Here is an 18,338-nt window from a genome sequence, read left to right as displayed (position 1 = left end):
CCGGTTACTCCGGAAGGGGTTGTGGAACCGGATCCGCTACTGGAGGCAGGGCTCGCGGGAGTACTCGAGGAAGTGCGCGAACACTTCGCCGCCTACGTCTACACCGCCGACCCCGACGACTCGGTGACGCTGTCGTTGTGGGTGGCGCACACCTACGCCTGCGAGGAGACCTACACCAGTCCCCGGCTCAAGTTCGATAGCCCGATGCCGGGAAGCGGCAAAACCACCGGGCTCGAACACATTCAGCACACGGCGCGTGATCCGCTTCTGATGTCCACGGTGTCTTCCTCAGCGCTGGTGCCGCGCATCCTCAATCAGGAGATACGCACCTTGCTGATCGACGAGTGCGACCGATCCCTGTCGCCGAAGAAACCGGGGATCGAGGATGTGCTCGCGATCATCAACTCCGGATACAAGCGATCCTCCACGCGGCCGGTACTCGTTCCCGACAAGGAGAACGGCGGATGGTCGGTGGAGGAGATGAGCACCTACTCCCCGGTCGCGATGGCAGGCAACGCCCCGGACCTACCGGAAGACACGGTGTCGCGATGCATCGAAATCTTGTGCGTCCCAGCGAACAACGGGGAGGTAGAAGAGACCGATTGGGAACTGATCGAGGAAGAGACAACCGAACTGGGCAGGCGCCTAGGTGTAGCCGTCGAGCAGGTCTTGAAAGTGATCAGCGCAACCCGTCCCGCGTTGCCGGAGAAGCTCACCGGCCGCCGCAAGGAAGTGTGGCGGCCGTTGGCTCGGATCGCGTCGGCGGCTGGCGGCGATTGGCCGTCGAGGCTGGAGAAGATCATCGTCAAGGACTTGGAGCGCAACGAGATGATGCGTGAAGACGGAGCTATCAAGGCGCGCCCGCACGTGGTGCTGCTCGCCGATCTGCAGAAGGCATTCGATGAGCAGGAGTTCGTGCCGACCGCCGAACTACTGGAGAGGCTAGCACGCGGCAATCCAGATATGTGGGCCGCGGACGCGTTCAAGAATCGCACCGCGATCACCGCCCAGCGCATGGGCCGCATGTTGTCGACGAACTACCGCATCCACTCCTGGCGGCCGACGAGCCCGAAGAACGCGGCGCGCGGATACCGCAGATCCGACTTCCTCCGAGCCTGGGACTACATGGGTTTGGCCAAGAAGTCGGCGGGCTCGGACCAGCTGGAGATGTGAGATGCGCGCCCCGAACGCAGACCGCCGCGTGGTTTCCGCCGCGCGGCGGTCGCGCGCCATCAGCACCCGGGGCATCGCTACCCGGTCGGCCCGCTGCTCCCGCCAAGGGCATAGACGCTGCCGTTCTCTACGGGTCTGGGGATCTCGACGGGTGGGGGATGACCCCCGGAGCGCTGCGCCCGCACCCTCCGGCATAGGCGTGCACCCCCTATCCGTTTGTTCCAAACGCATCGCCGCAGGTCAGGGCGTTGCGGGCTCCGGACCTGGTCCGCCCGGTCGTCCTGCCTGCGCAAACCGGCTGGTCAGCGCGTCATAACGTCACGCACCCCATCTACCCGAGAGGACGGCCCCGTGTCTGCCGAACAGGACCTGAGCCGCGGATTCCCCGAATATCACCGTGCTCCGCCCGACGTCGTGCCGCGCCGCACGTTGCCCGCCGACGACATCCCCGTGGGCGACGTGCAGGTGACCTACTTCGAGTTCACCGAGGAGGGCATCGAGCGCGTCACCGAGAACATCTACGTCACCCCACCATTCACTGAGAGGAGTCACACCGATGACTGAACCCACCACCGCGCCGGCCGAACCGGTCGAGCCCACCGACGGAGTGCCGGCCGAACCCACGCCGGCCGAACCGGAGACCGACTCCGGCGCCGAGCAGCAGCAGACACCGAACCGAGAAGCGGCCAAGTATCGGCGCCAGCTGCGCACCGTCGAGACCGAACGCGATGCCCTCCGGGAACGCGTCACCGCGTTCGAGCGTGAGCAGGTTGAGCGGCTTGCCGCGGACCGGTTGGCCGACCCTGCCGATCTGTGGACGGGTGGAGTCGACCTGGAGACGTTGCGCGGCAAGGACGGCGCGATAGATCCGGCGAAGGTGGGCAAGTCGATTGACGCCCTTCTCCAGTCGCACCCGCATTGGCAGCGAGCCCAGAAGCAACGGCCCGCGGTCGGGTCACTGCGGTCTGGTGCGTCGGGTGCGAGCGTCGACAGCCTTGGTACGAGCTGGGCGGACGTGTTCGGGGCGTCGCGGGAACGGCTGTAAACTGTCACGTGACGGCGGTGCGACTGCCAGGGAGCTAGGGCACCGCCGTCACGCTCGCCCCAGCGGGGCACCCGGAAGGGCTTGAGGCCCACCGGAGACCATTCCCCGCTACCGCAAAGGGCGAGCATTCCATGGCTCTCTACACCACTGCGTCGGGCATCGGCGGTCTTCTGCCCGAGCAGATTCACGCGCTGATCGTCCGGCCAGTTCAACGTGATTCGGTCGCTTTCACCGTGACCACCGTCCTGCAAACCGACTCCACCAGTTCCAAGTTCCCGATCGTCACCGCCGACCCGACCGCGGCGTGGGTGCCCGAAGGCAGCGAGATCACGCCGAGCGACTCCGGGCACGACGAACTCGAGATCACGCACAAGAAGGTCGCCGGGCTGACGATCGTCTCCCGCGAACTGGCTGAGGACTCGAACCCGTCCGCACTGGATATCGTCGGCAGCGGTTTGGTCCGCAGCATCGTCGCGAAGGTCGACGCCGCGTTCTTCGCTGTGACAACGAGCAACGGGCCCGACGGCATCGGCAGCACCGTGCACCAGTGGGTCGACATCGGTTCCGGCGTCAGCAACACCGACGTGTTCGCCGAGGCGATCAGCAAGGCGGCGAACGTCGGCGCCCAGATCACCAACTTCGTGACCCACCCGGACACGGCGCTCGAGCTGGCGAAGATCAAGGAGATGACCGGTTCGAACAAGCCGCTCCTTGGCCCGGATCCGGCGCGGCCCGGCGCGACAACCGTTCTCGGTGTGCCCTTGCTGACCTCCCCGTACGTCACCGATGGCGACATCTGGGCGATCCCGCGGTCGTTCGCGTTCACCACGCTGCGCACCGACACCCGGCTCACCATCTCCGAGGACGCGTACTTCTCGTCCGACCGGGTGGGCGTGAAGGCGACGATGCGTGTGGCGTTCGGGTTCCCGCATCCGCAGGCAATCGTCCGTATCGGCGAGCCGGACGGAAGCTGATGGGCAGCGCGGGGACCGACTTCGGTCCAGCATCGCGCACGGGAATGTTCTTCAACCCCTGCGGTTGGGTTGACTTGAAGGTGATGCCCGAGGTTCTGCACGGTTACCGGCTCGACGGAATCCGGCCGAATGGCCTCATCGGGTTCTATGGTGCACCGGAATCGGAGTTGCCCCGTATCGGCGATCGACCCGACGAAGCCGAAGGTAAGTATGCGCGATGGACACCGGCAGCATTCTGCCTTCGGGAAGAGCATGTGGCCCCACATATCGCCTGCATTTGCGGTTGGCGCGTCAGTTCCATCATGACCAACCTGGCCGAGTTGCCGTCACCGATGAGCGGGTTGGATGTGAGCCTGATGTGCAACGACAACATCCCGGAACGGCCGGTCGTCACCGAAGTGACCGCCCGTGGGCCGAAGCTGCGCGGTGTTCGCCCCAACGATCCGGCCTCGACGGTGCGGACGACGTGGATGCGACTGGAGTCGCGTATTTGGATCCGGGAAGACATCCCGCGCACGGTGGTACGTGCTGCCCGGCGCCGATACCCCTTCGCCCGGATCGAGCGATTCCGCAGCGTCGCCGAACTGGCGGGCATCGTCGGCGAGAATTGACACCGTCCCACAGACAGCGAACCGGGGGACTCGATCGTGAGTCCCCCGGTTCGCTGCTTCAGAGTGCCGCGAGACGTTCGGACATGCGCCTACGGTTGCTGCCCTTCGGTCTGCTCCCGGAGATAGCGCTCCGCGGACACCTTGCGTGGGCACGGTGGCGTGCAGGTGGCGTGGATCTTCAGCAAGCCGCGGGCATGGGTTTCGTCGGCGGGCATGTCGCCGTCCTCGCAGTAGTCCTCGACCCAGGACCGCCGGGTGGTCACTGCTTGTCCTCGCGGTCGATGCGTTCCATGACCTCACGGAACGGCACGGACTCGTCCGGTTCCTCGCCGAGCTGGATTAGCCACGGCAGCACCCAGAACACGATGATCAACAGCCCGGCGACGGCGGCAATGACGATCAGGACGTTGGCGAGTTCTTCGGTCATTCAGTGACCCTCCGGAGCGCGTGGTGTGGGTTGGGTGGCACCCGGCGCCGGGGATTCGGGGGTCAACCCGACGCCGGGGCTATGGAAAGTGTGTTCTGCCAGCGAACTTCGCTGAATGGGCTTACTGTTTGCTTGTGTTTACCGATGCGGGGGTGACGGGCGAACTGCTGCGCGAGCTGCGCACAGTCGCCGGTATCGGATTGCGCCGCATGGCCAGCCGGACATGCTTCACTCCCGGCTATCTATCACTGGTCGAGACCGGGCAGCGGCCCGTAACCGCCGCGGTGCTCGAGGCATACCGGTCCGTGCTGTCCGACCCCACATTGGGGCTGGAGTCCGTCGACCTGGAACGGCTCGGCTCAACCGTAGGTGACCCGTCCAGCGCGGGCCGTGCAGGACTGGAAGACATCTCTGCGATCCTGGACCGCACGCGGCATCTCGAGGACGTTGTGGGCGCGTCGGCCGTTGTGCAGCTGGTCCGCGGCATGGATGCGACGGCGCGCACCCTGGCACGGCACCGAGCAGGCGGTAAGGCTTCGGCCAGCCTCGCGTCCGAAGTCGCGCGATACCGCGGCTGGCTGGAGCACGCCACCGACCGAGCTCATATCGCCGACCGGGTACTGGGCGACGCCGCCAAGCTCGCCGAGGACGGCAACGACCCGTCACAGCTCGCGCACGCGCACAGCTTCCGCGCCTACACCGCGCGCCACAACGGCGACCTACAGCGCGCCGTGGACCTCACCGAGTCGGCGATAGCCGTCACGCGGGCACACCCGATCCTCGGTGTTTATGACCGATATCAGCGGGCCGAACTGCTCGCCCTACAGGGTGACCGCCGCCGGGCCGCGCGGGCTCTGCACCATGCCGACGCCGCAGCGGCAGCAACGGAAGGGATCGACCTTCCGGCGTTCGGGTACTGGTACACCCCAGGGTTCTGGGGCCTCGAACGCGGTGTCGTGCTGGCAGCGATGGGCCGCACCCCTGATGCGATACGCGAAGCCGAGGACGGGTACGCGGCACTGCCGGAGGAACACAAGGGCACCGACTGGGCGCGCTCGATGCTCACCCAGATCGACCCGGACATGACCGCCGACGCCTGATATCCACGTTGCCCCGCGTGTCCACTGGGCCGCTTCCGTGGGCACATTTTGGGCACAACCCGCCGAGAAAGCCCGTGATTGAGCGTGACTCACAGTGATGTGTTTTCGCAGGTATAGCCCGGATCGGCACCCCTGCCAGGACCCTAATCCGGGTTCGATTCCCGGCAGCTCCACGAGTGCAAAGCCGCAGGTCGACGACCTGCGGCTTTGTCATATGGCCGTCCTTACTCGAACCAGTTCCAGTAGTTACGGACGCCAATGAAGATGACATATCACCCAATTTCTTCTACACGGCGATTACGAGGGCGCGTGAGCGGCTCCAGATCTTTGGACGCCCGCGCGCTGTCCGCCCCGGCGAACTCGGCGCACGCCGCGACCGCGCTCGCGGTTCTCCGTAGCCTGCATCGGAACGTCAATAAGAAAGATGTGACGCTGCTGTCCAAGCGTCGTGGGCCGACCCCGCTGTGACAACATTTATGTCCAGTTGGAACCTCGCGGATATCGAAACCTTCCCGCCATGTCCACTTCAAAAGGCCCGGTCCATCAGGACCGGGCCTTTGCCGTTTCTATCGGTGCGCAATCGACGTCTGTCAAGGATGGCTTGGGGTTTGCGTCTGTTCGGCTCGGTGGTCGATTAGGCAGTCATCGACGGAGTCGTCGTCGTCCGGTTTGGTATTCCTATAACGCAATGACTGGCGGGTGGAACGAGCAATCGAGTCGTACGACCAGATTTGTAGGCCATTGCTGTACTGGAGATCTTGGACTCGTTGTAGTCCGGCGAGATCCTGGAGCTTGTCTCCGCTCCGTCCGATTAGAACTATCCCGCGGAAGTCAGGCGACAGTGCTGGATAACCTTCGGACGTTGCAACCGCTGTACCCCATCGGGTGAGCAGCCCTCTCCATCGCGATACTTGATCGATGCCTTCCCGTAATTGGGATCCTGGCTGGTTGTTCGCCAAGAACAGTCCGCCGCGAGGGCTCTGCAGCTCGATCAGGGTCCATTCCAGGCCGCCGCTGTTCATACGGGCAACCATGAAGTCTGGAACGTACTGCGCACCCAATCGCGGCTGAGCCTTGACCCACCGGCAGCCGTGTGCTAAATGAGCGTTGACCAGCAGATGCGGTCGCTCGGCTAGGAAAGCTTGGAGCGGGTGCTCGTTGGACGCGGAGTCCAGGACTTCCTCGAAGCTCGTTACATCCGAGGCGGTGAGCGATCGACGGTAGTTACATAGACGGGTGAATCCGTGTCGCCGCAACTGATTGTCGTAGGCGAGGACTTCACGTCGATAATGTGCTTGGTATGTTTCCTCATCCATGATGGCGATAATTTCTCCTGCTCACGCAGCGTATGTCACTTAGTTACCCCTGCGTTATGGCGCGGCGCACTGATTGATCGCAGTCAGCGCCAGGTCTCGCCGAGGCGACGTCACGTTCAGGCTGCGTCAGTATGGTGGCTGGTGAAGTTGACTCGGGTGTCGTCGGCGTCGAGTGCGATGTTGAGGGTGGCGTCGAGGGCGTCGGCGAGTTTGGCGAGTAGGGGGAGGGTTGGGACGGTGTCGGAGCCTTCGATGCGCGAGATTTTGGCTTGGGTCAGGCCGGCGCGTTCGGCGAGGTCGGTTTGGGTGAGTCCAAGTTCGGTGCGGCGGTCGTAGACGGCTTTGGCCAGTGCCATGGAGAGCCGGATTTCTCGGCGGGCCTCGGTGACATCGTCGGGTTCGGTGTAGCTCTCAGCGAGTTTGCGTTCCCGGAGGGTCTTCCAGCGTGCGTGGCTCATCGGTCCAGTTCTCCCTTCTCGATCGTGCGAATGAATTCTTGATGGGCGGGCTCGTGTTCGGCTTGGCAGGTCTGTTGTGCGAGTTTCGCGCGTTTGACCTCGGCGTCTTCTCGCATTCGAGTCTTGCGAAACACCGTCAGCAGGATGGCTCGTCGTCCAGGTGCGCGCCAGTAGGTGATGCGGATGGCTGCGCCATCCAGTGTTGGGCGCAGTTCGCGGACCCCGTCGCCAAGATATCGGGCGTAGGGTTCGCCCAGCGATTCGGCTTGTGCGGCGAGCAGGCCGACGTATTCGTCGATCTTGAGGAAGTGTCTGGCCGGTAGGGCTTCCAGCCAGTCCCGCACCTCGGGCTCGATCTCGATGGCGAACAGTTCGCTCACGCCATCAACAGTATATGTCGTCAACGACATGCAGCAAGATGGTGGCTAGGCTGGTGTTCGACGCCAGTCGTCCATCTGCCGGATCGTGGTTGGAATCCCTACCCCTCAGCGGTACTGCCCGCCCTCGGCCGAATCGTCACTCCGGCCTCCTGCAATGCCTTGGCCACAGTTCGCTTGGCCATGTGGAGCTCGACCCTCAGCTGGGCAATGGAAGCATCCGCCTCGTACTTGGCTGCGATCGCCGCAGTCTCTTCTGGAGTCAGTTGCTTCTTCCGACGGCCAGACGTGCCTCTGTTGGATCGTGTTGACCGATGTGGTCCGCTTTCCTCGATGCGTTGTCGCAGTTCAGTGAAGCCTTCGAGCATATCGGTCCGTTTCGAGTATCTTCTCGACATGTCCACGACGAGACCCCTCACTTGCATCGCACGTGAGGGGCCTTTTTCGTACGCGACCGTCCGAATCGATCACGTCTTCGGAACCGATTGCGTGACGTAACGGGTTGGGCTAGCTGTCCTCGCTCGCCCCACCCTTGCCATCGTTGCCCTCGCCACTGTCCCGGAGATACCGCTCAGCGGACACCTTTCGGGGGCATGGCGGTTCGCAGTTCGTGTGGATCTTCAGCAGGTCACGCGCGTGCTTCCCGTCGGTGGGCATGTTGCCGTCCTCGCAATAGTCCTGCACCCAGGAACGTCGGGTCGTCACCGCTTGTCCTCGCTCTCGATGCGGTCCATGACTTCAGGGAACGGCACCTGCTCGTCCGTATCGCCTCCGAGATCGAGTAGCCAAGGCAGGACCCAGAACACGAGGATCAGCAGGCCGCCGACAGCGGCCATGACAGTAAGGGTGACTGCGAGTTCGGTCACTCCGAAACCCCTTGCATAGTGGTGTGGGTTGGCAGGCGCCCGACGCCGGGGAGGTCGGAACTCGAACCCGACGCCGGGGCCACGTTCAGAGTCGGTCGACAGGTCATGTCCGTGCGATGACGGGATCGGCGTCAATCCGCGTCTATTCAAGGCGACATTTAGGCGTCAAAGCGTTACGGTGGCGACATGGCTTCCGCACCTAACACGGCTCTCCGCGCGGCCCGGAACGCGCGTCTGATGAGCCAGGGCGATCTAGCGCGGGCGCTCCGCGAAGCGGGATGCGCCAGTGCCACCAAACGCCTCGTGCAGCGCTGGGAATCAGGGCTCACCGCCAACCCTCGGCCGTCGCACGCGCGGGCACTCGAGAAGGTCATGCGGCTGCCGATCGAATCGCTTGGATTCGGTGCCGTGATGGCTGGCCGCAGCCTGTCCGGTGGCGAGGACGGGACCGTGGTCGACTCGGCTATCGGTGAAGTCTCGCCCGAGCAGTTCACCGCCGCCCGGCGCCCGCGGACGCCCGGCAACTATTCGGGGATCTGGCTGAGCCGCTACGAGTACTACTCGTCCGGCCGAGATGCGACGTTCACGGCCGTACATCACGTGGTGGTGCTACAGCACGACAACCGCCTGACGGTTCGCAGCCTGCCGAACTCCGCGCAGTCGTCGATGGAGATGGACCTCACCGTCGACGGTCACGTGGCTACGGGCACATGGCGTGAGCACACCGCCCAGGATGGTTACTACCGCGGCGCCTATTACCACGGGGCGATCCAGTTGTTGATCGAGCTGACCGGCGCGAGGATGGCCGGCAAGTGGGTGGGCTTCGGCAAGAACTTCGAGATCAACTCCGGCCCGTGGGAGCTGGTGTTGCAGGACTCGTCGACGTCCAAGGCGGCTATCGACGCATACGACCGACCGCCGGACGTGGCGTAGGATCGCCTTCTTTCACGAGTTCGGATCGCCGTACGCCGCGGCGATGTCCTGGGAGCTGCTCCATCGGCTGTAGGTGGGGGACTGGGGCCAGCCTTCGGGGGAGTCCTGCCACTCCTCTTGGCGGCCGTAGGGGAGCAGGTCGATCAGGGCGAAGGAGTGGCTGAGTTGTTCGGTGCCGCGGCCGGTGGTGTGCCAGGTGCGGTAGACGGTGTCGCCGTCGCGGAGGAATACGTTGACCGCGAACCCTCCGCCGGGCGGTGCGCCGACGTCGGCGCCGAAGGGGCTGTTCGCCGTGGAGTACCAGGTCATCCTGTTTCCGACCCGCCGCCTGTAGGTCAGTGCTTGCTCGATGGGTCCCTGGGTGACGATGACGAACCTGGCGTCGTAGTTGTTCAGGAACTCCAGGCGGGTGAACTGTGACGTGAAGCCGGTGCAACCTCCGCACTGCCACTTCTCGCCGGGAAACCACATGTGGTGGTAGACGATCAGTTGCCGCATGCCATCGAACAGGTCCACCAGCCGGACCGGCCCCTGCTCGCCCTCGAGGGTGTAGTCGGGCATCTCGACCATCGGCAGGCGGCGGCGCTGGGCGGCGATCGCGTCCAGTTCCCTGGTCGCGGCCTTCTCCCGGACGCGCAGCGCTTCGAGTTCGCGCTGCCAGGTGTCGGCGTCGGTGACGGGCGGCAGTGCCTTGGTGCTCATGGAGGTCGTCCTCTCGGGCCGTGTTCACAAGTGGGGGCTGTAGGTGTAGACCGCGCGCGCTCGCGAAACTGATCGGTGACCGCCCGTGACGTGCTCGATGAGGTGTTCCGAAGGGGGCAATTCGGTCGAACCGGGCGGATTCTGTTTGGTTGCTGAGCGCGGTGGAATGTTCCAGGTAATGTCCACTGACCAGGGAAAATGGGGTGTTAGCCCCCCGGTATCTGGATGGCTGCCATGATGCTCGAAGCCGAGATGCGGTGCTTCTGCCCCCGGGGTGGTCGCGGGGGGTCGACATGACCGCGTATGTCGCGGGCAACGGTATGCCGTCGATTCTGCGTGCCGCCTGTGTGAGCGTCGGTATCGATGCGAGCGATGCCGAACCTCTGAGCGCGCAGGGGGTCTACCGGCTGCGCGACGGTGTCATCGTGCGGATCGGTGGGCGGCAGCAGAAGCTGGTGACCTCGCGGGAAGTCGCCGTGGCCCGCTGGCTGGAGACCTGTGGGGTCTCCGCGACGCGGGTCGTCGCGGATGTCCCGCAGCCGGTTGTCGTCGACGGCCGTCCGGTGACTTTCTGGCAGGAGCTGCCGCCGCATCATCCCGGCACGCCCGGCGATGTCGCCAGGGCGCTGGGGCAGCTGCATCGGCTGCCGCTGCCCGGCTTCGAGCTACGCCGGATGTCGCCGCTGGCTCGGGTCGAGGACGAGATCGCCGCTGCTCGGACGGTGACCGAGGACGACCGGCGCTGGCTGCACAAACACCTGGAGGAATTGCGCGGCCGCTGGACGGCGCTGCCCCAGGGCCTGCCGTGGTCGGTGGTCCAGGGCGCGGGCGGGGACGACGGCGTGGTGGTCGGCGACGACGGTGACGTGATCCTGGTCGAATTGGGACGGGCCGTGATCGGCCCGCCGGAGTGGGATCTGGTGCACACGGCGATCGACTGTTGGACCGCCAAAAAGATCACCGCTTCGGAGTACGCCGAGTTCTGTGCTGGATACGGCCGGGATGTGATGCGGTGGGACGGCTTCTACCTGCTGCGCGACATTCAGGAGTTCCGGATGACCCTGCAATCGTTGCGAGCCGCTGCCGTCGACCCGGACTATCAGCGGCAGGCGCTGCGCCGCCTCGCCTATATCCGCGGTGACGAGGGCATGCGACCGTGGCCGGGGTGGGCGGACGGCGACTAGCGACGTACCAGCGAACGCGTCGGCGATCAGCCCTGCTGGGTCGGGACGACGACGAGTTCGGCGATGTTGACGTGCTGGGGCGCGTCGACGACGTAGGCGACCGCGTCCGCGATATCGCCCGGTTCCAGAATCTTGATCGCCGTGCGCCATTGCGTCAGCCCGGCGCGCTGCTGCTCGTCCTGCATGCCGTCGCCGAGTTCGGTGCCGACGAAACCGGGCTCGATGTTTTTGATCCGGACGCCGCGCGGACCGAACTCGGCGCGCAGATTGCGCGTCAGGTGCGCGACCGCCGCCTTGGTGGCGGTGTAGACGGCGTAGTTGGGGAACACCGTGTGGCCGCCGATCGAGCCGATCAGCACCAGATCGGCGCGCTTTCCCTCGGCCGCGGCCGCGAGCAGGTCGTCGATGAACGCTCGCCCGGTGTAGAGCAGGCCGGTCACGTTCGTACCGACCATCTGGTCCCACTCGTCGGTGTGGGCCGACTCGAACGGCGCGGCGAGCATGACGCCCGCGTTCGCGACTACTAGGTCGACGGGCCCGAAGGCCGCGCGCACCGTGGCGGCGGCATCGCGCACGGACTGCTGATCGGCGACGTCGGCGACCACCGCGAGCGCGTCCCCGCCGAGCTCGGCGGCCAGTTCTTCGATGCGATCCTTGCGCCTGCCCAGCAGGGCGACCTTGGCGCCGCCGTGTGCGAGCCGCCGTGCGGTCGCGGCGCCGATTCCACTCGATGCTCCGGTGACGACCGCGACGCGGCCGGTGAGGTTGTTGTTCGTCATGTCCACTACCTTCCGGCCCTTCGTGCGCACCTGACAGGCTGCGGACTTCCTGGTAGTCGCGGGGCCACCCAGGAGCGGCGCCGCTGACCTACGCTCGGGTCATGGACTCCGACAATCGACTGGGCGCCTTCCTCCGCGCGCGCCGCGAACTGGTGCGACCGGAGGATTTCGGCCTGCCGGGCGGTGGCCAGCGGCGGGTCGCCGGTCTGCGTCGAGAGGAGATCGCCCTGCTCGCCGGGGTGAGCGCCGACTATTACGTGCGGCTGGAGCAAGGGCGCGACCGGCACCCCTCCGAGCAGGTCATCGCCTCGCTCGCACGGGTGTTCGCGCTGGACGAGGAGGGCACGGCGCACCTGCGCGAACTGGCCCGCCCGACGGCCAGGCGCCAGCGCGCTCCGCGGCGCCCCGAACGCGTCGCGCCCGGCCTGCTGCGCCTGATGAACGCGTGGCCGCACACTCCCGCGCTGGTGCTGGGCAGATATCTGGACGTCCTGGCGGCGAATCCACTGGCCGCGGCCGTCAACTCGTGTTCGGTTCCCGGAGTCAACCAGGTGCGCATGGTCTTCCTCGACCCGGAGGCGCGCGACCTCTACCTGGATTGGCCGACCATCGCGGCCGACACCGTCGCCAGCCTGCGCGCGACCGCGGGCGCGGACTTGGACGACCCGCGGTTGACCGAGCTGGTCGGCGAATTGTCGCTGAAGAGCGAGGAGTTCCGGCAGCTGTGGGCGCGCCACGACGTCCGGGTGAAGACCGCGGGCAGCAAGGCATTCCGCAACCCCATGGTCGGGGACCTGACCTTGTCCTACGAGACGTTCAGCGTGAACGGCGCGCCGGGGCAGATGCTCATCGCCTACCACGCGGAACCGGGATCGCCCTCGGAACGATCGCTGGCCCTGCTCGGCAGTTTGATCGCGGACAACCCCGAGACGGCAGGTGACCAGCGGCAACCGGATGTGTCTCGGCAAACGCGCTGAGCGTCAATCCTTCGCTTCGGTCCGCGTCGCCCCGGCCGACGCGGCGACCACACACGCGACGCCCGCCCACTGTCCGAGATTCATGATCTGACCGAGGACGACCAAGCCTGCGATCGCCGCCACCGCGGGCTCCAGGCTCATCAGCACACCGAAGACCCGGGGCGGGATCCGCCGCAGCGCTTCCAGCTCCACCGAGTACGGCAACACCGACGACAGCATCGCCACCGCGAATCCGGCGGCGAGCACGCCGGGATGCAAGAGGGCGGCGCCCGCGTCGACGATGCCGATCGGCAGCATGACCAGCCCGCCGAACGCCATGGCCAGCGCAAGCCCGCCGCCGCCGGTGGTCTGTTCGCCGAGTGCGGCGCTCAGCAGGATGTAGCCCGCCCAGCACGCCGCCGCGGCCAGTGCGAACAGCACTCCGGCCCAGTTCACGTCGCCGTCCGCTCGGGTCAGCAGCAGCACTCCCGCCCCGGCGAGCACCGCCCACAGCGGGTCGATCCAGCGTCGTGATCCGGCCAGCGCGACGCTCAGCGGCCCCAGGAACTCGATGGTCACCGCCATGCCCAGCGGGATCCGGTCGATCGCCTCGTAGAACGAGAGGTTCATCAGCGCGAGCACCGCGCCGTAGCCGAGGACTACCGGGAGCGCGCCGCGTGCCACCCGCAGCGACGAGCGCCAGATCACCAGCAGGACGATCCCCGCGAAGACCAGCCGCAGCGTGACCGCCCCGGCCGCTCCGGTCGCCGCGAACAGCTGCTTCGCCACCGCCGCGCCCACTTGCACGCTGACGATGCCCGCCAGCACCAGCGCCGTCGGCGGTACGCCACCGAGCCCATGCGCGGCGATCGAACGCCAGACCGCCACCGGCTTCGCCCCGCGCAGCCTTCGCTCGATGTCGATCGCCACCACGTCGCACCTCCGTCGTTTCGGGAAGACCTCCGGACACACAACCACGCCGGGACGACACGACCGTCGGGCGGCCCGGTACCCGCACGCCGACCGTGCCCGGGAGAAGCGCCGCTGTGCTTTTCGGATCCGGCGATCGTGCGCTTGTCCGATCGGAGAGCGCGGATAGTCTACGGCGGCCGGTTGTGGCCCTGGGGCAGCCCGGAGACGGGCCGTGGTACCGGTCGGGAGCGAGTTTTGGCGGTTTGCCCCCGTCGAAGCCGTGGGGGAGTGACTATCTAGTTATCGCGCCGGTGCGCGGCCGGCGTCCGTTCGACGAAGAGCGACTCACGACGGATAGGACCACCCCGCATGCGAAAAGAAGTTGCCGCGACAGCGGCGGCGATCGGAGTCGGCGCGGCAGTCGCGCTGGTCTGCCCGTCCCTGGCCGGAGCTACGGTGACCCAGGTAGGGATGTATCCCGGCATCAACTTCGGCTTGGCGACCAACTACGGGACGGGCTGTACCTATACCGCGCGAGCCACGGTGACCGACACCGTCGCACCGGTGACGTTCTACGACAACGGTATTCCGTTCGGTGTGGTCCGGCCGTCCGGCGGCGTCGCGCTGATCGACTGGGTGCCCGCCACACCGGGACCGCACACCGTCAGCGCGGTACAGCAGCCGTACGCGCCGTATGTGGCGAGTATCGATCTCCGGGTCGGCGAAGGCGTCCACCTGGGCTACGCGTGCGTCGTCCACGGCGGTTGACGACGACGCTCGCCGGTCCGCCGCGCCGGTAGTGTCGAAACCGGCGGTGCTGAGCTCGATCTTTTCGTCGGAAAGGAAGTGAGCATGCGAAGCAACGGGCCGATCGTGGTCGGTGTGGACGGGTCCGCCGGATCGGCGGCGGCGGTCGCGTGGGGAGCGCAGGCCGCCGCGCAACATTGCGCGCCGCTGCGCCTGGTGCATGTGCTCGATCCGGTCGCCGACTACGGGCCCGGCGTCACCGAACCGCTCACCAGCACCGACTACGCCCGATTGGAGGGGCACGCTCGCTGGGTGCTGGACACCGCGACCGAGGAGGCGCTCATCGCGGCGCGGGCGTTGCGCGACATCGAGATCACCACCGAGCTGGTGTACGAGCCGGTCGGCCCGGCGCTGCTGGACCGCACCCGCGCAGCGCGGACGATGGTGGTCGGCACCCGGGAACGCGGATCCGTGCGGCGCGCGCTGCTGGGCTCGGTCAGCGCGGCGCTGGCGCGCCGCGCGCGTTGCCCGCTGGTCGTGGTCCGGGAGGGCGCGCCGCTCACCGCGGAGGCCAGGAAGCAGCTGATCGTGGTCGGGGTGGACGGCACGGAGTCGAGCGAACCCGCCATCGAAGCGGCGCTGCACGAGGCCTCGGCCCGGGATGTGCCATTGCTGGCCCTGCACGTGTGGACCGGCGTGGAAGTGCCGTCGACGACTGCGGCGCTCACGGTGGACACCGAGAAGCAGATCGTGCTCGCGGAGAGTCTCGCCGGATGGCAGGAGCGCTTTCCCGATGTCGAGATCCGCCGCGAGATCGTGACCGACCGGCCCGAGCGCTGCCTGCTCGAACGTTCCGAGCAGGCTCAGTTGCTCGTGGTCGGCAGCCGCGGGCGAGGAGGGTTCGCCGGCATGCTGTTCGGCTCGACCAGTCAGGCACTGCTGCTGTCGGTGGCGTGCCCGATCATGATCGTCCGCGATCTCTCGATGGTGGTCCGCTACCTGCCCGACTGAGCCTCACGCCCCGGTCGTCGAACCCGGCCGCACGATCATCAGAACGGTGACCGCCGCCCACAGCAGGTTGAACACCCCGGTGTCCATGGCGAGGCGACGGATCAGCCCCGGGGTCGTCCCGGTGAGGTCGGCCAGGATCTTCTGCTGCCCCGGCAGCACGAGCAGCGCGAGCACCCCTGCCGCGGCCGCGGTCAATCCGATCGACACCGTCAACCAGGCGTCGCCGAGCACGCCGAGACTCAGGGCGGTGAGCACACCGAATGCCGGGACGAGCACGCCGAGCAATGCGTAGACCCGGCAGATGCGATGCAACGTACCGAGGACGGCCGGACTGTGCTCGGCCCCGGCGAGGGCACGACGGGTGGTGGCGGGAAACATGCTGGCAGCCACCGTCACCGGTCCGACGGCGATGATCACGGCGAGCACGTGGACCGAGAGCAGGAACTTCGTCACGGCGGTCGAGACTAGCCAGCGCCGCGGATACCAGAAATTGGCAAAACCGCCATATTGCGATTGATTCTCGCCAACTCCTTTGACCTCGTTCTTGTCATCAGAGATGCATTTGGACCGCATTGGCGAAAATCGACCGGAGAACTACGCTATTGCCATGCACACCGTGGTCGTCCTCGCACTGGACCAGGTGATCTCGTTCGATCTCGCCACGCCCGTGGAGGTGTTCGGGCGAACCTGTCTGCCCGACGGTCGTCCCGCCTATCGTGTGCTGGTCTGCGCGGCCGCGCCGACGGTCGACGCGGGCGTGTTCACGTTGCGCGCGTCCCGCGGGCTCGACGCGCTGGCCGAGGCCGACACGATCGTGCTGCCCGGCTGCGCCGACCCGGCTCTACAGGTGCCGGACGAGGTGATCGACGCGCTACGCCGGGCCGCCGCCGCGGGCACCCGCATCGCGTCGATCTGTTCCGGCGCCTTCATCCTGGCGGCCACCGGATTGCTGAACGGGCGCCGCGCGACCACACACTGGCTCGCCGCCGCGGAACTCGCGGCCCGCTACCCGGAGATCGAGGTGGATCCGGGGGTGCTGTACGTGGACAACGGTTCGCTGCTCACGTCGGCGGGCGCCGCGGCCGGAATCGATCTGTGCCTGCACATGGTCCGCCGGGACTACGGCTCGGCGGTCGCGGCGGACGCGGCCAGGAAGTCGGTCGTGCCGCTGGAACGCGAAGGCGGACAGGCGCAGTTCATCGTGCACGACCAGCCGCCGACCCCGCGCGGCTCGGCGCTGGAGCCGGTGCTGCGGTGGATCCAGGACAACTCCGCGCGCGACCTCTCCCTCGACGACATCGCCGCACAGGCCGGAATGAGCACCCGCACGCTCAATCGGCGTTTTCGCGAACACACCGGAACCACGCCCCTGCAATGGCTGTTGCGCGCGCGCATCCGGCAGGCCCAGCACCTGCTCGAAGCCACCGGTCACCCGGTCGACCGGATCGCGGGCCAAGTCGGTTTCGGGTCGCCGACCGCGTTCCGCGACCGCTTCAAGCGGGTGGTCGGGACGAGTCCGCACAGCTACCGTGCGGCGTTCCACGGTTCCGGTGCGAACCGGCCAGGCTAGTGCGGGCCGGGCTCACGCTTTCGTGCCGACCGATGAGTTCGCGCGCGTCGTGTCGTCGGATCAAGCGACCCACCTCGCACCAACGATCCAGGAGCAACGCGCATGAGGAAAATCACCGCCGGTCTGTTCATCGCACTCGACGGCGTCATCGAAGATCCGCAGGACTGGCACTTCCCGTACTTCGACGACGCCATGGGCGCGGCCGTCGACGCCCAGCTCGGCGCCGCCGACACCCTGTTGCTCGGCCGTAGGACCTACGACAGTTTCGCGGGCGCGTGGCCGGAGCGCGAAGCGGCAGGCGGTCCGGACGCGGTGTTCGCGAAGAAACTGGGCGATGCGCGCAAGATCGTGGTGACGCGACAAGATCTCGAATTCACCTGGCGCAACAGCGAAGTGCTCGACGGGAACCTGATCGAGGCGGTGACGGCGTTGAAAGGCGAGCCGGGCGGGGACATCGGCATGAGCGGCTCGGTCTCGGTCGTCCGTCAATTGCTGGCCGCCGGGCTGCTGGACGAGTTGCACCTACTGGTGCATCCCATCGCGGTGGGCAGAGGCGAACGCCTGTTCCAGGACGGCGCGTCGACCGTTGCGCTGCGCCTGCTGTCCTCGCAGACCTTCGACACCGGCGTGCTGCATCTGGTCTACACCCGAGACGAGGCCGTGCTGACCGGGACTTATGCGGACGCGAAAACCCATCTGTCCCAGAGTGTCCAGTAGAGCGGTCAGCTCTGGGAATCGGCGGCCATCGTGAGCAAGAGGTCGCGCAGGGCTTGCTGCTGAGCTTCGGTCAATGAGATCAAGGGAGAACTCGCGCCGAGCAATTCCACGGCTTCGTCGCGCCGTCGCAGACCGGTCGATGTCAGCACGATCTGTTTGGCGCGCCGGTCTGTGGGATGCGGCTCGCGACGGATCAGGCCCTGCTGCTCCAGCCGGTCCAGCACGAAGGTCGCGTTGGACGGCTCGCACGACATCCGCGCCGCCAACTCCCTGGCGGTGATCGGCTCGGACAACTCGCGCAGGGCGATCACCTGCGACGGGGTGAGTTCCAGCTGCTCGGCGACCCGGCGGACGTGCACGTCGAGCCGGTGAGTGAACTGATGCACCAGCTTGCACACGTCGCGGTCGAGTTCGGTGTCCACCACGGGGTTCGGCTGCCGCGTCATTGCTCCGAGTCTAGCGCTTTCCATTCGAACTGTG

At 66.6% G+C, this 18,338-nt stretch carries 26 protein-coding genes; 14 read left to right on the top strand and 12 right to left on the bottom strand.

All coding sequences use genetic code 11. The annotated features are described in order from the left end of the window. Positions 1 to 21: 21 nt before the first annotated feature. From ON21_RS20930 to ON21_RS20910, 5 genes are all read left to right on the top strand, one after another. A complete protein-coding gene (locus ON21_RS20930; protein WP_051021157.1) occupies positions 22 to 1,173 on the top strand; it encodes a DUF3631 domain-containing protein in 1,152 nt (383 codons plus the stop codon). Positions 1,174 to 1,524: 351 nt separating this feature from the next. After that, positions 1,525 to 1,737 carry a hypothetical protein gene (locus tag ON21_RS20925; RefSeq protein WP_039800046.1) on the top strand — a complete coding sequence of 71 codons (213 nt, stop codon included), beginning with the start codon at positions 1,525 to 1,527 and terminating at the stop codon, positions 1,735 to 1,737. Further along, a complete protein-coding gene (locus ON21_RS35940) occupies positions 1,730 to 2,218 on the top strand; it encodes a hypothetical protein (protein ID WP_051021155.1) in 489 nt (162 codons plus the stop codon). The genes ON21_RS20925 and ON21_RS35940 overlap by 8 nt, the downstream gene beginning before the upstream one ends. A 131-nt stretch (positions 2,219 to 2,349) precedes the next feature. After that, positions 2,350 to 3,192, top strand: a complete 843-nt coding sequence (locus ON21_RS20915) for a phage major capsid protein (RefSeq protein WP_039800045.1) — start codon at positions 2,350 to 2,352, stop codon at positions 3,190 to 3,192. Continuing rightward, positions 3,192 to 3,803, top strand: a complete 612-nt coding sequence (locus ON21_RS20910; RefSeq protein WP_039800043.1) for a hypothetical protein — start codon at positions 3,192 to 3,194, stop codon at positions 3,801 to 3,803. The genes ON21_RS20915 and ON21_RS20910 overlap by 1 nt, the downstream gene beginning before the upstream one ends. 89 nt (positions 3,804 to 3,892) lie before the next feature. On the opposite strand, the gene ON21_RS38555 is transcribed toward ON21_RS20910, so the two are convergent. Both ON21_RS38555 and ON21_RS38550 read right to left on the bottom strand, forming a co-directional pair. Further along, a complete protein-coding gene (locus ON21_RS38555) occupies positions 3,893 to 4,066 on the bottom strand; it encodes a hypothetical protein (RefSeq protein WP_157170902.1) in 174 nt (57 codons plus the stop codon). Continuing rightward, positions 4,063 to 4,230, bottom strand: a complete 168-nt coding sequence (locus tag ON21_RS38550) for a hypothetical protein (RefSeq protein ID WP_157170901.1) — start codon at positions 4,228 to 4,230, stop codon at positions 4,063 to 4,065. Before ON21_RS38550 ends, ON21_RS38555 begins: the two co-directional genes overlap by 4 nt. A 134-nt stretch (positions 4,231 to 4,364) precedes the next feature. Here ON21_RS38550 and ON21_RS20905 point away from each other — a divergent pair, with 134 nt between their 5' ends. Together ON21_RS20905 and ON21_RS38545 are read left to right on the top strand one after the other, a co-directional pair. Continuing rightward, positions 4,365 to 5,330, top strand: a complete 966-nt coding sequence (locus ON21_RS20905) for a helix-turn-helix domain-containing protein (protein WP_245562669.1) — start codon at positions 4,365 to 4,367, stop codon at positions 5,328 to 5,330. 309 nt (positions 5,331 to 5,639) lie between these two features. Further along, positions 5,640 to 5,798 carry a hypothetical protein gene (locus ON21_RS38545; RefSeq protein WP_157170900.1) on the top strand — a complete coding sequence of 53 codons (159 nt, stop codon included), beginning with the start codon at positions 5,640 to 5,642 and terminating at the stop codon, positions 5,796 to 5,798. A 122-nt stretch (positions 5,799 to 5,920) separates the two neighbouring features. Here ON21_RS38545 and ON21_RS37245 read toward each other — a convergent pair whose 3' ends face one another. From ON21_RS37245 to ON21_RS38540, 5 genes are all read right to left on the bottom strand, one after another. Then, on the bottom strand, positions 5,921 to 6,646 hold the full coding sequence (locus ON21_RS37245) for a Shedu anti-phage system protein SduA domain-containing protein (protein ID WP_083880770.1): 726 nt from the start codon (positions 6,644 to 6,646) through the stop codon (positions 5,921 to 5,923). Positions 6,647 to 6,762: 116 nt separating this feature from the next. Continuing rightward, positions 6,763 to 7,104 carry a helix-turn-helix domain-containing protein gene (locus ON21_RS20900; RefSeq protein WP_039800040.1) on the bottom strand — a complete coding sequence of 114 codons (342 nt, stop codon included), beginning with the start codon at positions 7,102 to 7,104 and terminating at the stop codon, positions 6,763 to 6,765. After that, positions 7,101 to 7,484, bottom strand: coding sequence for a type II toxin-antitoxin system RelE/ParE family toxin (locus ON21_RS20895; RefSeq protein WP_039800038.1), 384 nt, complete (start codon positions 7,482 to 7,484; stop codon positions 7,101 to 7,103). Before ON21_RS20895 ends, ON21_RS20900 begins: the two co-directional genes overlap by 4 nt. 504 nt (positions 7,485 to 7,988) lie before the next feature. Then, positions 7,989 to 8,186, bottom strand: a complete 198-nt coding sequence (locus ON21_RS20890) for a hypothetical protein (RefSeq protein ID WP_039800037.1) — start codon at positions 8,184 to 8,186, stop codon at positions 7,989 to 7,991. Then, positions 8,183 to 8,347, bottom strand: a complete 165-nt coding sequence (locus ON21_RS38540) for a hypothetical protein (RefSeq protein ID WP_157170899.1) — start codon at positions 8,345 to 8,347, stop codon at positions 8,183 to 8,185. The genes ON21_RS20890 and ON21_RS38540 overlap by 4 nt, the downstream gene beginning before the upstream one ends. A 186-nt stretch (positions 8,348 to 8,533) precedes the next feature. Here ON21_RS38540 and ON21_RS20885 point away from each other — a divergent pair, with 186 nt between their 5' ends. Continuing rightward, positions 8,534 to 9,280, top strand: coding sequence for a helix-turn-helix transcriptional regulator (locus tag ON21_RS20885; protein ID WP_039800036.1), 747 nt, complete (start codon positions 8,534 to 8,536; stop codon positions 9,278 to 9,280). Between the two features lie 12 nt (positions 9,281 to 9,292). Here ON21_RS20885 and ON21_RS20880 read toward each other — a convergent pair whose 3' ends face one another. Further along, the gene (locus ON21_RS20880) at positions 9,293 to 9,982 is read right to left on the bottom strand and encodes a DUF899 domain-containing protein (protein ID WP_039800035.1); all 690 of its coding nucleotides are present in this window, start codon (positions 9,980 to 9,982) and stop codon (positions 9,293 to 9,295) included. Between the two features lie 293 nt (positions 9,983 to 10,275). Here ON21_RS20880 and ON21_RS20875 point away from each other — a divergent pair, with 293 nt between their 5' ends. Then, positions 10,276 to 11,166: a phosphotransferase gene (locus tag ON21_RS20875; RefSeq protein ID WP_039800034.1), complete on the top strand. Its 891-nt coding sequence runs from the start codon at positions 10,276 to 10,278 to the stop codon at positions 11,164 to 11,166. A 26-nt stretch (positions 11,167 to 11,192) separates the two neighbouring features. Here ON21_RS20875 and ON21_RS20870 read toward each other — a convergent pair whose 3' ends face one another. Then, positions 11,193 to 11,945, bottom strand: coding sequence for an SDR family oxidoreductase (locus tag ON21_RS20870; protein WP_039800080.1), 753 nt, complete (start codon positions 11,943 to 11,945; stop codon positions 11,193 to 11,195). A gap of 101 nt (positions 11,946 to 12,046) precedes the next feature. Here ON21_RS20870 and ON21_RS20865 point away from each other — a divergent pair, with 101 nt between their 5' ends. Continuing rightward, on the top strand, positions 12,047 to 12,922 hold the full coding sequence (locus ON21_RS20865; RefSeq protein WP_039800033.1) for a helix-turn-helix transcriptional regulator: 876 nt from the start codon (positions 12,047 to 12,049) through the stop codon (positions 12,920 to 12,922). A 3-nt stretch (positions 12,923 to 12,925) separates the two neighbouring features. Here ON21_RS20865 and ON21_RS20860 read toward each other — a convergent pair whose 3' ends face one another. Continuing rightward, a complete protein-coding gene (locus ON21_RS20860) occupies positions 12,926 to 13,831 on the bottom strand; it encodes an EamA family transporter (RefSeq protein WP_245562667.1) in 906 nt (301 codons plus the stop codon). Between the two features lie 351 nt (positions 13,832 to 14,182). Between ON21_RS20860 and ON21_RS20855 the strand changes: the two genes are divergently transcribed. After that, positions 14,183 to 14,581 carry an Ig-like domain repeat protein gene (locus ON21_RS20855; protein ID WP_039800031.1) on the top strand — a complete coding sequence of 133 codons (399 nt, stop codon included), beginning with the start codon at positions 14,183 to 14,185 and terminating at the stop codon, positions 14,579 to 14,581. Between the two features lie 84 nt (positions 14,582 to 14,665). Further along, positions 14,666 to 15,571 carry a universal stress protein gene (locus tag ON21_RS20850; protein WP_039800030.1) on the top strand — a complete coding sequence of 302 codons (906 nt, stop codon included), beginning with the start codon at positions 14,666 to 14,668 and terminating at the stop codon, positions 15,569 to 15,571. Between the two features lie 3 nt (positions 15,572 to 15,574). On the opposite strand, the gene ON21_RS20845 is transcribed toward ON21_RS20850, so the two are convergent. Beyond that, entirely contained in the window at positions 15,575 to 16,024 is a 450-nt protein-coding gene (locus ON21_RS20845) for a hypothetical protein (protein WP_039800077.1), read from the bottom strand. A 154-nt stretch (positions 16,025 to 16,178) separates the two neighbouring features. Here ON21_RS20845 and ON21_RS20840 point away from each other — a divergent pair, with 154 nt between their 5' ends. Together ON21_RS20840 and ON21_RS20835 are read left to right on the top strand one after the other, a co-directional pair. Then, a complete protein-coding gene (locus tag ON21_RS20840; protein ID WP_039800029.1) occupies positions 16,179 to 17,141 on the top strand; it encodes a GlxA family transcriptional regulator in 963 nt (320 codons plus the stop codon). Between the two features lie 102 nt (positions 17,142 to 17,243). Then, on the top strand, positions 17,244 to 17,858 hold the full coding sequence (locus ON21_RS20835; protein WP_039800028.1) for a dihydrofolate reductase family protein: 615 nt from the start codon (positions 17,244 to 17,246) through the stop codon (positions 17,856 to 17,858). Between the two features lie 5 nt (positions 17,859 to 17,863). Here the strand turns inward: ON21_RS20835 and ON21_RS20830 are convergent, their stop codons facing one another. Then, positions 17,864 to 18,304, bottom strand: a complete 441-nt coding sequence (locus ON21_RS20830; RefSeq protein WP_051021151.1) for a MarR family winged helix-turn-helix transcriptional regulator — start codon at positions 18,302 to 18,304, stop codon at positions 17,864 to 17,866. Positions 18,305 to 18,338: the final 34 nt, after the last annotated feature.

It is taken from the genome of Nocardia araoensis NBRC 100135 (assembly GCF_000308435.1).
In the GTDB taxonomy this organism is placed as follows: Bacteria; Actinomycetota; Actinomycetes; order Mycobacteriales; family Mycobacteriaceae; genus Nocardia; species Nocardia araoensis.
The sequence above is the reverse complement of the archived record's forward strand: the minus strand, read 5'-3'. Positions and strand labels throughout refer to the sequence as shown.

Coding starts and splice junctions, on each gene's coding strand:
- ON21_RS38550 (WP_157170901.1), bottom strand. CDS start 4,230: ATGACCGAAGAACTCGCCAACGTCCTGATCGTCATTGCCGCCGTCGCC.
- ON21_RS20835 (WP_039800028.1), top strand. CDS start 17,244: ATGAGGAAAATCACCGCCGGTCTGTTCATCGCACTCGACGGCGTCATC.
- ON21_RS20865 (WP_039800033.1), top strand. CDS start 12,047: ATGGACTCCGACAATCGACTGGGCGCCTTCCTCCGCGCGCGCCGCGAA.
- ON21_RS20870 (WP_039800080.1), bottom strand. CDS start 11,945: ATGACGAACAACAACCTCACCGGCCGCGTCGCGGTCGTCACCGGAGCA.
- ON21_RS20885 (WP_039800036.1), top strand. CDS start 8,534: ATGGCTTCCGCACCTAACACGGCTCTCCGCGCGGCCCGGAACGCGCGT.
- ON21_RS20830 (WP_051021151.1), bottom strand. CDS start 18,304: ATGACGCGGCAGCCGAACCCCGTGGTGGACACCGAACTCGACCGCGAC.
- ON21_RS20850 (WP_039800030.1), top strand. CDS start 14,666: ATGCGAAGCAACGGGCCGATCGTGGTCGGTGTGGACGGGTCCGCCGGA.
- ON21_RS20855 (WP_039800031.1), top strand. CDS start 14,183: ATGCGAAAAGAAGTTGCCGCGACAGCGGCGGCGATCGGAGTCGGCGCG.
- ON21_RS20915 (WP_039800045.1), top strand. CDS start 2,350: ATGGCTCTCTACACCACTGCGTCGGGCATCGGCGGTCTTCTGCCCGAG.
- ON21_RS20880 (WP_039800035.1), bottom strand. CDS start 9,982: ATGAGCACCAAGGCACTGCCGCCCGTCACCGACGCCGACACCTGGCAG.
- ON21_RS20910 (WP_039800043.1), top strand. CDS start 3,192: ATGGGCAGCGCGGGGACCGACTTCGGTCCAGCATCGCGCACGGGAATG.
- ON21_RS20875 (WP_039800034.1), top strand. CDS start 10,276: ATGACCGCGTATGTCGCGGGCAACGGTATGCCGTCGATTCTGCGTGCC.
- ON21_RS37245 (WP_083880770.1), bottom strand. CDS start 6,646: ATGGATGAGGAAACATACCAAGCACATTATCGACGTGAAGTCCTCGCC.
- ON21_RS20840 (WP_039800029.1), top strand. CDS start 16,179: ATGCACACCGTGGTCGTCCTCGCACTGGACCAGGTGATCTCGTTCGAT.
- ON21_RS20900 (WP_039800040.1), bottom strand. CDS start 7,104: ATGAGCCACGCACGCTGGAAGACCCTCCGGGAACGCAAACTCGCTGAG.
- ON21_RS35940 (WP_051021155.1), top strand. CDS start 1,730: ATGACTGAACCCACCACCGCGCCGGCCGAACCGGTCGAGCCCACCGAC.